At 45.5% G+C, this 14,104-nt stretch carries 10 protein-coding genes; 9 read left to right on the top strand and 1 reads right to left on the bottom strand.

The annotated features are described in order from the left end of the window. Window positions 1–151 precede the first annotated feature (151 nt). The 5 genes from porK to P2W83_RS03420 all read left to right on the top strand — a co-directional run bounded on the left by porK (window position 152) and on the right by P2W83_RS03420 (window position 5,688). A complete protein-coding gene (gene porK, locus P2W83_RS03440) occupies window positions 152–1,408 on the top strand; it encodes a T9SS ring complex lipoprotein PorK/GldK (protein WP_276132294.1) in 1,257 nt (418 codons plus the stop codon). Between the two features lie 58 nt (window positions 1,409–1,466). Next, window positions 1,467–2,285: a type IX secretion system motor protein PorL/GldL gene (gene porL / locus P2W83_RS03435; RefSeq protein ID WP_276132293.1), complete on the top strand. Its 819-nt coding sequence runs from the start codon at window positions 1,467–1,469 to the stop codon at window positions 2,283–2,285. 59 nt (window positions 2,286–2,344) lie between these two features. Further along, window positions 2,345–3,889, top strand: a complete 1,545-nt coding sequence (gene porM / locus P2W83_RS03430; protein ID WP_276132292.1) for a type IX secretion system motor protein PorM/GldM — start codon at window positions 2,345–2,347, stop codon at window positions 3,887–3,889. Between the two features lie 41 nt (window positions 3,890–3,930). Beyond that, window positions 3,931–4,848 (top strand): type IX secretion system ring subunit PorN/GldN, encoded by a 918-nt coding sequence (gene porN, locus P2W83_RS03425; protein WP_276132291.1) that lies wholly within the window; start codon window positions 3,931–3,933, stop codon window positions 4,846–4,848. 117 nt (window positions 4,849–4,965) lie between these two features. Continuing rightward, a complete protein-coding gene (locus P2W83_RS03420; protein ID WP_276132290.1) occupies window positions 4,966–5,688 on the top strand; it encodes a 2-phosphosulfolactate phosphatase in 723 nt (240 codons plus the stop codon). Window positions 5,689–5,762: 74 nt separating this feature from the next. Here P2W83_RS03420 and P2W83_RS03415 read toward each other — a convergent pair whose 3' ends face one another. Further along, entirely contained in the window at window positions 5,763–6,401 is a 639-nt protein-coding gene (locus tag P2W83_RS03415) for an MBL fold metallo-hydrolase (protein WP_276132289.1), read from the bottom strand. Window positions 6,402–6,432: 31 nt separating this feature from the next. On the opposite strand from P2W83_RS03415, the gene P2W83_RS03410 reads away from it, so the two are divergent. From P2W83_RS03410 to P2W83_RS03395, 4 genes are all read left to right on the top strand, one after another. Then, entirely contained in the window at window positions 6,433–9,882 is a 3,450-nt protein-coding gene (locus P2W83_RS03410) for a BamA/TamA family outer membrane protein (protein WP_276132288.1), read from the top strand. Between the two features lie 153 nt (window positions 9,883–10,035). Beyond that, complete coding sequence (locus tag P2W83_RS03405) at window positions 10,036–10,989, top strand: MlaD family protein (protein WP_276132287.1); 954 nt, start codon at window positions 10,036–10,038, stop codon at window positions 10,987–10,989. A 14-nt stretch (window positions 10,990–11,003) separates the two neighbouring features. Beyond that, complete coding sequence (locus P2W83_RS03400) at window positions 11,004–12,638, top strand: OstA-like protein (protein ID WP_276132286.1); 1,635 nt, start codon at window positions 11,004–11,006, stop codon at window positions 12,636–12,638. A gap of 180 nt (window positions 12,639–12,818) precedes the next feature. Beyond that, a complete protein-coding gene (locus P2W83_RS03395; protein WP_276132285.1) occupies window positions 12,819–14,093 on the top strand; it encodes a pyridoxal phosphate-dependent aminotransferase in 1,275 nt (424 codons plus the stop codon). The last annotated feature ends 11 nt before the right edge of the window (window positions 14,094–14,104 follow it).

Genomic DNA, 14,104 nt, shown 5'->3' with positions numbered 1-14,104 from the left:
GGGTTTGAAAATCTTAACAATTTTTTTTTCGAGGCTTGCATTTTTGGAAAAAACTTTAAATATTGTGCATCGGTTGAGTTGTATAACCTACTTCAAAACCAAAAAATTACTTTATTTGCCTAATCGCAAAAACAACAATAACAACAGTAGTATGAAACAAGTTTCCCTGAAGATCTCGGCTGTGGCATTACTCGCATTGGCTACTAGCTGCGGTACACCGGGGCCTGGTGGTCAACTCGTAGGTGATAATACGATGATGAATTACAAGGCGCCTGTACCGTTAGGCATGGTGTATGTTCCTTCTGGTGTTTTAAAAATGGGAGCAAGCGACGAAGATGTTCGCGGGAAAAATGACGCGATGATCCGTACCGTTCAGATGACGGGTTTCTATATGGACGCGACTGAAATCTCGAACGCCGAATATCGTCAGTTCACTAACTGGGTGCGCGACTCTATCGCTCATACCCAATTGGGCGACTTTATCGATAATCCCGATGGTACACAGCGTGTAGACTTCAGAAGGCGTATCAACTGGCGCGATGCTGATCTTCAGGATCAGCTGTCTAACATGTTTATTCCGGCTGAGCAATCAGGTTGGGGTAGAATGGAGATGGATAACGGCAAGCTGGTTTATCACTATGAAGTGTTTAACTACCAGGAAGCTGCCAAAAATCCTACGCAGCCTCGTACCAACTTTGTACAGAAGAACGATATCGCGGTATATCCTGATACTACTGTATGGGTACGTCAGCTTACTTATTCTTATAATGAGCCGATCGCTCAACAGTATAACTGGTTCTCCGCCTTCAATAACTATCCGGTGGTGGGTGTTAACTGGTACCAGGCTAATGCCTTCAGTAACTGGCGTACTAACCTGTGGAGGGGCGAACGCGAAAGGAACAGGATGTATTTTGAAGGCGAGTTCACGCTGCCTACAGAAGCACAGTGGGAATATGCAGCCCGTGGTGGTCGTACCGAATCTCCTTATCCATGGGGCGGTCCGTACCTTGTAAACAAGAAAGGTTGTTACCTGGCTAACTTCAAGCCTCAGCGCGGTAACTATGCTGCAGATGGTGGTCTGTACACTGTACCTGTTGATCGCTACTGGCCAAACGACTACGGTCTGTATAACATGGCAGGTAACGTAGCGGAGTGGACACTGACCTCATACTTCAACAACGCTTATCAAACTATTGCTGACGTTAACCCTTCTATCCAGTACCAGGTACGTGAAAACGATCCTCAATGGATGCGTCGTAAGGTTATCCGTGGTGGTAGCTGGAGGGACGTAGCATTCTACCTGCAAACCGGCAGCCGCGATTATGAATATGCTGATACAGCAAAAGCTTATATCGGTTTCCGTAACGTTTATCAGCAAATCGCACCTGCACTGAGCAACAGGCGCTAAGAAAAAAAGAAAACAGAAAACATTAATATTATTCAACCCGTAGAAAATTTAATCAAGAATGAATTCCATACAGCTGTTTTTTGAGACCAAACAGGGCAAGTATTTTAAAAACCTGATCATCGGTATGGGTGCTGCCGTAGTACTTATGGGTGCCTTATTTAAAATTCAACACTGGCCTGGTGCAGGTATAATGCTTACAGCAGGTATGATGACCGAGGCGTTCATCTTTGCGATGCTTGGTCTTCTCCCGCCACATAAAGATTACTACTGGGAGCGTTTCTATCCTGGTATCGATGAAAACCCGCACGTTGAAGCTTATCGCAAAGGCGTAAAGTTTGATTCTTCTGCAGGTAAATCATCTCCAAGTGCGTCTCTGGACAAAATGATGGAAGATGCTAAGATCACTCCGGCTAACATCCGTAAACTGGGAGATAACTTCGAACGTTTCGGCCTGGTAGTTGAGCAGATCAAAGATATCTCTGACGTAACTGCTGCTACTAACCAATACTCAAGCAGCGCTCGTGAAGCAGCAACTGCTTTGAGCGAAATGAAAAACACTTTTGTAGGTGCAAGCAACACAATGGCATCATTCAACAGCGCTGCTGATGAAACTGCCCGCTTCCACGAACAAGTTCAGGTACTGTCAAGGAACCTGGGTTCTCTGAACCAGATCTACGAAGTAGAACTGCAGGATGCAAACAACCACCTGAAGGCAATGAACAAATTCTACAGCAACCTGGTGAACGCTTCTGATGCAATGGCATCAAGCGCTACAGATGCAGTAGCAGCTAAGGAGCAAATCGCTCTGTTGTCTAAGAACCTGACCGTTCTGAATCAGATATATGGCAACATGCTGTCAGCAATGCAGGGCCGTTAATAGCTGGGAATTAGAATAGATTATATATTATATTGTAACCTGATAAATTTGTTTTAGAAATGTCGATGCCCAAAGAGCCGCGGCAGTTGATGATCAACTTGATGTATCTCGTACTGACCGCAATGCTTGCCCTGAACGTATCATCGGAGATCCTGCACGCGTTTAAAACGATCAACCAATCAATTAGCGCATCGAATGCTTCTATCGAAGATAAGAACACCAAGCTGTACGCAGCTCTGGAAGAACAGCAGAAACAAGCTGGTCAGGAAGCTCGTGTGAAGCCTTTCAATGATAAGGCGAAGCAGGTGAAGAATGCCGCTGCTGATATGATCAAATATCTGAATGACCTGAAGGAAAGGGTGATCACTGAATCGGGCGGTCGCGAAGCTAATGGTGATATCAAAAGGGAAGATAATATCGATGCCAGTACCTTACTTCTCGTAGAGAAAAAAGAAGGTAATACACTGAAGAAAAAGCTGGAAGAGCTGAGGACAATGATGATCAGTGTTGTTGATAACAACGTCCAGAAACAACTGTCTAACGAGCTTCCCATTAAGGTGATCGAGCCACAGAAAACTGATAACAATCCTCAGGGTGACTGGAGCACAGGTTATTTCTATAACATGCCGACTATGGCTGTAATCACACTGCTGTCTAAATTTCAGAACGACGTTAGGAACAGTGAGGCGATCATAGTTAACCAGCTGGCTAAAGAGGCTGGTGATATCCAGGTTAAGTTTGATGAAATTCAAGCGATAGCCGTGCCTAAAACAAGCTATGCGTTGGCTGGTCAGAAGGTAGAAGCTTCTATCATGCTGGCTGCTTATAACAAAGCGATCAACCCAACTGTATCTTCTAGCAGCGGCCGTGTTACGAAAGTAGAGAACGGTGTTGCGTCGTGGGAAGTGACAGCTGGCGGTGTAGGTCTGCAAACAGTTCGTGGACAAGTATCGTTGAACATGGGTAACCGTACCGAAACACGTCCGTACGAGTTCCAGTACATGGTAGGTTCTACAGGTGCTTCTATCCAGCTTGATAAAATGAACGTGTTCTATATCGGTGTACCTAACCCGATAACTGTAACAGCAGCTGGTTATTCGCTTGAAGATGTATCAGTTTCTATCCCTGGTGCTACTGTTGCAGCGGGTGCTGCAAAAGGCCAGTTCATTGTAACTGCTGACAAACCAGGTAAAGTAACTGCGGCTATCAACGCAAAAGAAGCTACAGGCACAAAGCAAGTAGGTGCGATGGAAGTTCGTGTGAAATATATCCCGGATCCAGTAGCTGAAGTTGGTGGCAAAATCGGTGGTTCAATGCCGTCAAACCAGTTTAAAGTTCAAAGAGGTATAGTAGCAGCGCTGAAAGCCTTTGATTTTGACGCACGCTTTCAGGTGACAGAGTTCCAGTATAGCATGCTGCCTAAACGTGGTGAGCTGATCGGACCTTTCACCGTACGCGGACCGTTGTTTGAAACGAACAAGCAAGTACAGGATGCTATCAACAGGTGTAAACCAGGCGACAAGATCTTTTTGGAAGAAATCAGAGCTAAGGGCCCAGACGGACGTACCCGCCCGCTTAACCCGATCTCTTTGACTCTTCAATAGTTTTTCATATTTTTAAAAATTAAGCAAATCGTTATAGGATTATGGGTATCCTCAAATCATACAGAATCGTAGCTTCAGCCGCTCTTGTAGCAATGGGAAGTGTAGCCTTTGCGCAAAACACTACCATTATGGACCAAACTCAGACTCAATTCCAGGCAAATAGCGCTGTTAATGAAACGTGGCAGCCTTCACTGGTAACTGACGGAGCATACGATCGTGTTCCGCACGTTGCTAAGCCGCTTCAATGGCAGAATGTTCGCGAAGCGGACATCATGTGGAAGAAGAGGGTTTGGCGCGAGATAGATACGCGTGAAAGGCAGAACCAGGCCTTCCGTTACCCTGGTGACGATTATACCGGTGGTGGTTTCTTTATTGAGATCATTCTGGATGCTGTAAAGAAAGGCAAGATCAAAGCGTATTCTAATATGGATGATCGCTTTACTAACGCACTTACGCTGGCACAGATCGAAGAACTGCTGATCGGTAAACCCGATACCACAATGGTTATCGATCCTATATCTGGTGAAGAAGTTATGAAGATCTCAAGGCGCGAATTCAACCCTGATGTTGTAACTAAATACAGGATCAAGGAAGACTGGATATTTGACAGGAATATCGGCCGCATGCAAGCGAGGATCATCGGTGTAGCTCCGATTCTGGATATCTACAACGAAGACGGTTCTTTCCGTGCATCACAAGCTGTGTTCTGGTTATACTATCCTGAAATGCGCGAAATGCTGGCACAGTATGAGGTGTTCAACCCGGATAACGATGTTGCCCGTATGACATGGGATGACTATTTCGAAGGTCGTTTCTTCTCTAGCAAGGTTATCAAGACAAGCAATCCTTTCGATCTGTCTTACAGGGAAAGGGGTATGTCTAACATGGAAGCCCTGTACGAGTCTCAGAAGGCTGCTGAAATGTTGTTCAACAAAGAACACGATATGTGGGTGTACTAGTCCAGCCACATTGAAAATAAATTTGATCGCCGCGCTTGTCGCGGCGATCTTGTTTTTGTCAAGGACTTTAGCATGTCGACATTAGCCAGTATCTTGCAGGGATTTTAAATGTCCCTAATGAACAGGCCGGTATTAGAAGTGTGTTTATCCCCAGCGTTGCTGCATTTGTACGATACGAAGGATAAGGTTGTTGTAATAATAGATGTATTCAGAGCTACTTCAACCATAGCTGCGGCCTTGCACAACGGCGCAAAGAGCGTTATTCCTGTTGCCTCAGTTGCGGAATGTATAGAAATTGGAAAATCCACTGCCAATAGCGTGACCGCTGGAGAACGTGATGGTAAGATCGCTGTTGGTCTTGAATACGGAAACTCTCCATCGGAATATCCGCGTAGCTTTATTGAAAATAGGACATTAGTGCTTACAACGACCAATGGAACCAGGTTGTTGCATATGGTGCAGGATGCTGCTGTTATTATAACAGGAGCATTCCTGAATCTTACTGCTGTTTGCGAATTCCTGGTGAGTCAGAACAAGAGCGTTATACTTGGCTGTGCAGCCTGGAAGGATCGTTTTAACCTGGAAGACACTTTATTCGCAGGTGCGGTGGCAAGCAAAGTGAGAGAACATTTTGACACGAATTGTGATAGCGTTCGCGCTGCAAAGAGTTTGTATGAGTCTGTTGGTGATCAACCACTCATAGACTTTCTGAAAGATAGTTCGCACTACAGGCGTTTATCGGCTTATGGCCTTCAGGCAGATATGGAATACTGTGCTACGCCGGATCTGCATCCCGTTGTGCCTATATTACGAGATAAAGAACTTCTGGTGCATGTATAAAAAGAGAACGGCCACTTCAAAGGTGGCCGTTCTCTTTTGTGTCAAATCGGCGACGAACGTTTTGCGTACGCAGACTACTGTAAGAACGGGTTGTACTTTTTCTCGTGCGCAATCGTTGTGGCAGGGCCATGACCCGAATGCACAACGGTTTCATCGGGAAGCGAAAATAGCTGCGTACGAATGCTGTAAATGAGCGTATCAAAATTGCCGCCGGGTAGGTCTGTACGACCGATGCTGCCGGAGAACAACACATCTCCTCCTATAACCCAATTGCCGGGTCCGTAATAAAAACTTACACTGCCTGGTGAATGGCCTGGAGTGAAGAGTATGGTTACTTCATCGGTGCCAAGCTGCAATGGTTGTGTTTCAGATAGGAAGTCATCTGGTTGCGGTATATTCTTAAAATCGAAACCAAATAACATAGCTGAACCCGCAGCGCCGTTTAGTACAGGCAGATCTTTTTCATGTACCAGGAATGGGATGCTGTAGCGCGTTTTCAAAGCATCTACGCCAAATATATGGTCGAGGTGTGTGTGCGTGTTGATGATAGCTTTGGGTTGTAATTGCTTTTGGTCAATAAACTCAACAAGATGTTTTGTCTCATTATTGTCATACATGCCCGGGTCTACAATCCAGCATTCTTTCTTGTCGTTGTATATCAGGTAAGTATTCTCCTGGAAGGCGTTAAAGGTAAAGCTCTCGATATATAACATTTCGGTAAGTAATTTTTTCAGTAATTTAGGTATGCAAACTTACTACTTAAGCAGGTTTGAAGTTACTTATGACGAAGGTCGATTTAATAGCATGAATATTATGAATAACAGCCCTAGACCAGTCGTTGCTTCTGCAATGTGGGTAATGGTTTTTCTGATCACGATTTCGAGCATCAGGGTGCATGCGCAGGCCAATCTTGAAACCTTTGGACAGAACAGGGTACAATACCGCAAATTCGACTGGAAGTTTTTTGAAACAGAGCATTTCCGCATATACCACTACGACAATGCCGGTCGGCAACTGGCGCGTTACGTGTCAGAACAGGTAGAGAATGATATCAAGGTCGTGGAAGAAAAGATAGGGGGCCAATTCCCGCGCAAATTCAAGATCATAGTTTATAATTCGTACGACGACTATCGCCAGACCAATATCGGCCGCAAAAACGAATCACAAATATTGAATGTACCAGGTGGTACTGTAAACCTGGTGGGCGATAAGTTGATTGTTTACTTCACAGGCGAACACCTTGATCTGCGCAGGCAAACACGCGCAGGCATGTCACGTGTGGTTATGGAGCGTATGTTGTTTGGTGATAGCTTCCGTGAGATGGTGAAAAATGCCGTACTAACCAATTTGCCTAACTGGACCATCAACGGTTTCCTGGGATATTTAGTAGATGGGTGGGATACAGAAACCAATTCTGACTGGAAGAACCTTATGGATGCCCATCCTAACAAAGGATTTCATGAGTTGTCTGAGATCAACCCTGAATTAGCGGGAAAGGCTTTCTGGAAATACGTATCGGACAGGTATGGCGATAGCGATATGAAAAATCTCCTGTACAACATGCAGCTGAAAAGTAGCCTGGGTATGGGTATCAAAATGAGCCTGGGACAAAAGGTAAAGGTTGCCTACGATTCAGTAATGGCCTTTTATCACAATATATATGCGCTGGAAGCAACTAATAAGGAAGCGCCTGACAGTTCACTTGCGCTTATTGAGATAGATGTGCCAACGAACAGCACAGTTATCAGGAACATAAAGGTCTCTCCCCGCGGTAATGATGTTGCGTATATTGCCTGGAAGAACGGCGAGTACACTATATACCAGCAAAAGACAAAAGATCAGCAGGAACGTTCTGTATTACTTACCGGTGGTCGAACTGACTACAATGAAGTTCCTGATCCGGATTATCCTTTAATGACATGGTCGAACAATGGCTTAAAGCTGGCAATATTGTACAGGAAGGGGAGGCAAACGCGGTTGAGGATATATAACTCTCTGAAAGCAAAGATCGAAACCTATGTGATCCCTGCCAATCGTTTCGACCGCGTGTTAGGTATGACCTTCATGGAAGATGATACAAAGCTGGTATTCTCTGCTATGAAAAAGAGCCAGACCGATCTGTACGAGTTTACGATAAGAGGGTCTAAAATGAAGAATATCACTAATGATGCCTGGGATGATGTACAGCCCTGGTTTGTAAGTGGTGGTTCAAGAAAAGGTATCTTGTTCCTTTCCAACAGGCCAGAGCCTAACCTGGTTGTTCCTCTAGGGGTGAATGAGCTTCCGGTTGGGCCGATGAACGTGTTCTTTTACAACACTAAGACACAGCGCCGCGAGCTGTTTCAGATGTCTGACGTGACGCATGGTGAAATCACACAACCAATCCAATACGGTAGCGATAATTATGCTTACCTGTACGATGCCAACGGGATACAAAACAAGTTTGTGGTGTTGCTGGGTCGTAATAGAAAGAACCAGGACTCTTTTTACTCGGTACCCGTTACCAACTATACACAAAACGTTATAAGCCATCAATACAATCCGGCCAGCAATCAGGTGGCTGATGTGCTGCAGGTGGGTGATAAATACAAGGTATATTTCCGCGAACTACAAATACCCGGTGTTAATATCGAACCCAAAAACCTGCAACCAACCATCCTCGGCACTACTGAGCTTACGAAGGGTGGCAGGAAGCCTTCGTACCGCACGTCAGATGGAAACGTCTATATACCACCTGCGCCAGCTGAACCTATACTAAAGAGCGGCAATGTATTTCAGTCAGAGTTTCCGGAAACACCTGCAGAAACGAAAACCGATACTGCAACCGAGGTCAAGGTAGTGATGGATCCGATTGCGGCTATAGATACAACTCCGGTGCCGCAAATGGATCTCGATGTTCCGGATACGGCCGGGGTAAATGACAGCATCCTTGTTCGCGTTGATAGTACGTATATTAAAATGAAGCCTCAGCCTTATAGGTTGAGCTTCAAACCAGACTTCTTTTCAGTGCGACTCGATAATAGTGTGTTGTTCACAAGATACCAGTCAGTCGCGCAGTCCAGTGGACGTTATATGAATCCACCACTGGGAGGTATGCTCACGGTTAGCCTCGACGACCTGATGGAGGATCACAAATTCACAGGTGGTATCCGACTGCCTATCAATTTCTCGGGAATGACCTGGTTTTTCCAGTATGAGAATTTTAAGAACCGGTTGGATAAAAGCATTTTGTTTTTGAGATCTACCAATGTGGCAAACGAAGAAGTAGCAATACAGATCGACAGTTTGTCGCCTCCGATGATGGTACCGGTCTTACTGAAGCGCGCTACTAATCTATTACAGGGTTCAGTAAGCTATCCGCTCGATAGGGTGCGTAGTGTAAAATTCCACCTGGGATTGAGACAAGACCAACTCACGGTGAAAGCCCAGGACGACGTGGGCTTGTTTGTAGATCCGGTTACACCACGATTGTACTGGACCATGGGTAAAGTGGAATACGTATTTGACAACGCATCAAGGCCTTTGATTAATATTTACAACGGATTCCGCTATAAGTTCTTTGCAGAATACTTGTATAAACTGAATGATGGTAATGGCGGCTTTTACAACCTTGGTATCGACTTCCGTCATTACCAGAAGTTGTTCAAAAACTTCATTTGGGCCAATAGGCTAGCTGGAGCGCACTCTGGCGGTAACCAGAAAATCCTCTACTTTCTTGGTGGGGTTGATAACTGGCTGATGCCCCAATACAGCGGTTACGTGCCAGTACGGCCAACTGAGAACTATGCTTTCCAGGCACTTGCAACAAGCCTCCGCGGATACCTGCAGAACGCGCGCAACGGTAATACTTACGCAGTGCTGAACAGTGAGTTCAGGCTACCGGTTTTGACGACTTTCCTGAAACGTCCGGTTCAGTCCACTGTACTGCGCAACATGCAGGCTATTGCATTCATGGATGCAGGTTCGGCGTGGAGTGGATTATTTCCTAATGCGGACGCATTGCACAATAATATCTTCTTAACCAATGCCAACGTAGCACTTAGTATTGAAGATCAGACGGGTGGGCTTGGGGTAGGTTATGGTTTAGGGTTACGGACGACGCTATTTGGCTATTTCGTCAGGACTGACTTTGCCTGGAACATTGAAGGAAATCCGAAGCCGATCGTCTATGTATCGTTTGGTACTGATTTCTAATCTGAAAATACTCAACAAAAAATCCGCTGGTTACGGCGGATTTTTTGTTTTTGGGCATGGTTGTTTAAAGGCTTTAATTTGACGAATCGTAATAAAATATCCATTGAGCCTGTTTTTATTACTTTTGCTAATTAACGATACCATTTCAGTTGTATGAAATTTTCTAAAGAAGCCAGGATTGGATTGCTGGTCGCTGTATCCCTACTGATATTTTTTGCTGGGTTTTACTTCCTGAAAGGCGCCAACCTGTTTTCCGGTGAGAATGAATATTACGTGTACTACGATGATGTCCAGGGATTACAGCCCTCCGCAAGCGTGCAGGTAAAAGGCCTGAGCGTGGGGCGCGTTTCAAAGATCGAGCTGAATGGTGGTGGTAAAGTAAAGGTGATGCTAGCCGTTAGTAAAAAGATCAAGGTAGTACAGGGATCTTCGGCCACGTTAACTACAGCCGACCTTCTTGGCACCAAGGTAATACGTTTGAACATGGGGGCCAGTACAACAGAATTGGAGGACGAGGCAACGATACCAGGCTCGGTTGAAGGTGGAATGCTAGATAATATCTCGGTCGAGATAGCCCCGCTTATCAAGGACGTTCGTCATGTGGTAGCAGTACTTGATACCGTTGTAATAGGTTTTAACGATATGTTGAACCCGGTTACCCGCCAACGCCTGACCAATAGCGTGGCATCGCTGGATGTAACAATGAGAAATTTTTCGCAATTGTCTGACAAGCTAAACCGGGAAAGCGCTCATCTGGCATCAATTATCCGCAATACCAACAGCTTTACGGGTAACCTTGCTAGCAACAATGAACAGATCAACCAGATGATCCGCAATGCCAATACCACGATGGATCAGTTCTCCAAAGCACCGATCAATCAAACCATCAAGGATCTGAACCATACCATTGCCCAACTGCAGGGAGTGGTAAATAAGGTGAACGAGAACCAGGGTTCGCTCGGTATGTTGGTTAACGACAAACAGCTCTATAACAACCTGACCGAGGCGATAAAAACCCTGAATTTCCTCATGGCAGATATTAACGCGCATCCATCGCGTTACATAAACGTAACTATCTTTGGCAAGAAATATAAAGACACTCACTAAACAGTCGTCTTGCTTTGCACCTTAGCCGTTTATTTATTTTCTGTCTCTCACTTGCAGGAATTCTCCTGTCACAATGGTCTTTTGCGCAAAACCGTACCGATACTGCGGGTAAAGTGCCTATTGAAGTAATGCCCGGCACCGGGAGGCTACAGTATGTGCAAACCGACTCCGGCGCTGTCAATAAGCTGATAGGCAATGTAATACTGAAGCAGGGAGAGAACATGATGTATTGCGATAGCGCCTATTTCTTTCTTGATCGTAATACTGTGGAGGCTTTTGGGAACGTGCGCGTTGTGCAGCCCGGTTCTGAGGCTACGAGTGATTATATGCGCTACCTGGGCAATACTAAGTTGGCCTATATGAAAGGCAACGTAATGCTTACTGACGGGCAAAGCAACCTGTGGTCGGAAGAAGTGGAATATAATACAGGTACTAAAATTGGGGTGTATAACCAGGGCGGTACAGTTCAAAACGAAACAACCACTCTGTCCAGCAATGCCGGTGTTTACGACATGCGCTCGAAGAACGCACGCTTTACTGGTGAGGTTATTGTCACTGATCCGGAGTATCATGTTGTGTCTGAGGACCTAGGGTATAACACTGAAACAAAACTGGTGACCTTTTATTCACCATCTGTAGTGACCAGCGATAGTTCGATATTACAGACTAGTGATGGTACTTATGATAGCAAGAATAAGATCGCGCATTTTATCAGCCGGTCTTCTGTATGGAATAAAGAACAGTATATCGAATCCGATATACTCGACTACGACCGGACGACAGGTATCGGCGTAGCTATTGGAAATGTGATCTCGTTGGATACTATCAAGAAAACGACGCTATACAGCGGACGGTCGGATTACAACGAGAAAAAAAAGACAGTACTTGCCACTATCAAGCCTGTGCTTAAGCAGATCAATGGAAAGGATAGCATATTTATTAGAGCCGACACATTATTCTCAGCGGCAGTGAATAAACAGCGCGACAGTATCCCCGTCACGCGCATAGTAGGAAAGGGCAAGAACGCTAAAAAGGTGGTCGAATATATTGCAGACACCACAGATGCAGACTCGTCTGATCCACGATATTTCATTGGTTACCACCACGTCAAGATATTCTCAGATTCACTCCAGGGAGTTTGTGATAGCATCAGCTATTCGACAGTAGACTCTATCGTCCGCATGATGATAGATCCTATTGCGTGGTCGCGTAATAGCCAGATAACAGGTGATACCATTTTGCTGTACATGGATAGCAGCGAACTGCGAAAGATATATGTGCCCAATAACGCATTCATGATCTCGCAGTCAGGTCCGCCACGGGCCGAGCTTTGGGACCAGGTGCAGGGAAAAACGCTTACAGGTAACCTGAAGAATAATACCATTACTGATATGTTAGTGCGCCCTGACGCGCAGGCCATTTATTATGCAAAAGATGATAATGGTGCTTATATTGGTGTAAATGAGGCTTCCAGTGAGCGTATGCGTATTCTGTTCCGTGACCAGGGGATATATAAGATAATTTTTGAGCAGGACGTAAAACAGAAAATGACCCCTCTCAACCAGGCCGATCTGCCCAATATGAAGCTGAGCCGCTACCAGTGGCATGTCAACAGGCGCCCGCGATCGTTGGCAGAGCTGTTTGAATAGTTTTTTTGGTCATAAAGGAAACTTTCCTACTTTTGCGCCACAAAATGACACGAAAGCTACATAAGTCTAAGAAACACTTACCCAACAGGTAGGCATTGATTGTTATGTAGATATGCAAATACTCAAAAGCTTACCATGGAATGGTAAGCTTTTTTTGATTCAGGAAACTTAAACAACAGCATGAGCCGATTAAGCGAACTGGCCGAGAGCCTGATAGGATCTGAAATTGTAAAGCTTGGTAACGAGATCAGCGCCCGCATACGTAGTGGTGAGCAGATCTATAACTACACCATTGGTGATTTCGATCCGCAGATATTCCCGATACCTGCCGAGCTGGAAGAAGAGATCGTTAAGGCTTATCGCGACAAGCATACCAACTATCCTCCCGGCGATGGTTTGCTGGAGCTCAGGAACGCTGTTAGCGCTTTCATCAGGGAGCATGAGGGAATCGAATACGGTATCGATGAGATACAGATCGCCAGCGGTGGTCGTCCTCTTATCTATTCGATATTCAAAACGCTCGTCGATAAAGGAGATAAAGTGATCTATGCCGTGCCGTCATGGAACAACAACCATTATGTACACATGAATGGTGGCGAGCATTGCGTAATAGAAGCACTACCTCAAAACAACTTTATGCCGCTGGCTTCGGATATCAAGCCGCATATCAAAGGTGCCACGCTATTGTGTTTGTGCACACCGCAGAATCCTACCGGAACTACAATGAACAAGGAAGAGCTGGAACAGATGTGCGATATGGTGATTGCAGAAAATGCATCGCGTGGCGACAATGAGAAGAAGCTGTACGTAATGTTCGACCAGATGTACTTTACGCTTACCTACGGCGAAACTGTGCATTACAATCCTGTATCGCTCAGGCCGGCAATGAAAGAGTATACGATTTTTGTAGATGGTATCTCTAAGGCTTTTGCTGCAACAGGTGTCCGTGTAGGTTGGTCCCTTGGTCCCGCTAAAGTGATCGCCAAGATCAAAGCCTTGCTGAGCCATATAGGTGCCTGGGCTCCTATGGCTGAGCAACTGGCTACCGCACACTATCTCGTGCAAACCGAAGCAGTGAACAAATACTTGTCAAACCTCGGCGCCGAGTTGAGCGAACGCCTCAACAGGATATACGATGGCTTCGTGAAGCTGAAAGAAAAAGGTTATCCTGTAGATGCTGTGACACCACAAGCTGGTCTCTACCTGACCATCAAAATCGATTTGACTGGTAGCAGTTTTAATGGCAAAGTGCTTGAAGACCAGGCGCAGGTGACTCAATATTTGTTGAGCGAAGCTGGGTTTGCAGTAGTGCCTTTCTATGCATTCGGTGCCAACAGGCAGTCGCCATGGTACAGGCTGAGCGTAGGCACATGCCGCAAAGAAGATATCGACGTCGTTATCGGCAAGCTCGACAAAGCTCTGTCGCAACTTCAACTTCAATATTCAAATCAGTAATAAACACACAA

This window comes from Polluticoccus soli, from assembly GCF_029269745.1.
Taxonomy (GTDB): Bacteria; Bacteroidota; Bacteroidia; order Chitinophagales; family Chitinophagaceae; genus Polluticoccus; species Polluticoccus soli.
The sequence above is the reverse complement of the archived record's forward strand: the minus strand, read 5'-3'. Positions and strand labels throughout refer to the sequence as shown.

What these genes read in the sequence shown, in the direction of transcription:
- P2W83_RS03410 (WP_276132288.1), top strand. Translation starts at nt 6,433, where the DNA reads ATGCAAACTTACTACTTAAGCAGGTTTGAAGTTACTTATGACGAAGGT.
- P2W83_RS03395 (WP_276132285.1), top strand. Translation starts at nt 12,819, where the DNA reads ATGAGCCGATTAAGCGAACTGGCCGAGAGCCTGATAGGATCTGAAATT.
- porL (WP_276132293.1), top strand. Translation starts at nt 1,467, where the DNA reads ATGAATTCCATACAGCTGTTTTTTGAGACCAAACAGGGCAAGTATTTT.
- P2W83_RS03420 (WP_276132290.1), top strand. Translation starts at nt 4,966, where the DNA reads ATGAACAGGCCGGTATTAGAAGTGTGTTTATCCCCAGCGTTGCTGCAT.
- P2W83_RS03405 (WP_276132287.1), top strand. Translation starts at nt 10,036, where the DNA reads ATGAAATTTTCTAAAGAAGCCAGGATTGGATTGCTGGTCGCTGTATCC.
- porK (WP_276132294.1), top strand. Translation starts at nt 152, where the DNA reads ATGAAACAAGTTTCCCTGAAGATCTCGGCTGTGGCATTACTCGCATTG.
- porN (WP_276132291.1), top strand. Translation starts at nt 3,931, where the DNA reads ATGGGTATCCTCAAATCATACAGAATCGTAGCTTCAGCCGCTCTTGTA.
- porM (WP_276132292.1), top strand. Translation starts at nt 2,345, where the DNA reads ATGTCGATGCCCAAAGAGCCGCGGCAGTTGATGATCAACTTGATGTAT.
- P2W83_RS03415 (WP_276132289.1), bottom strand. Translation starts at nt 6,401, where the DNA reads ATGTTATATATCGAGAGCTTTACCTTTAACGCCTTCCAGGAGAATACT.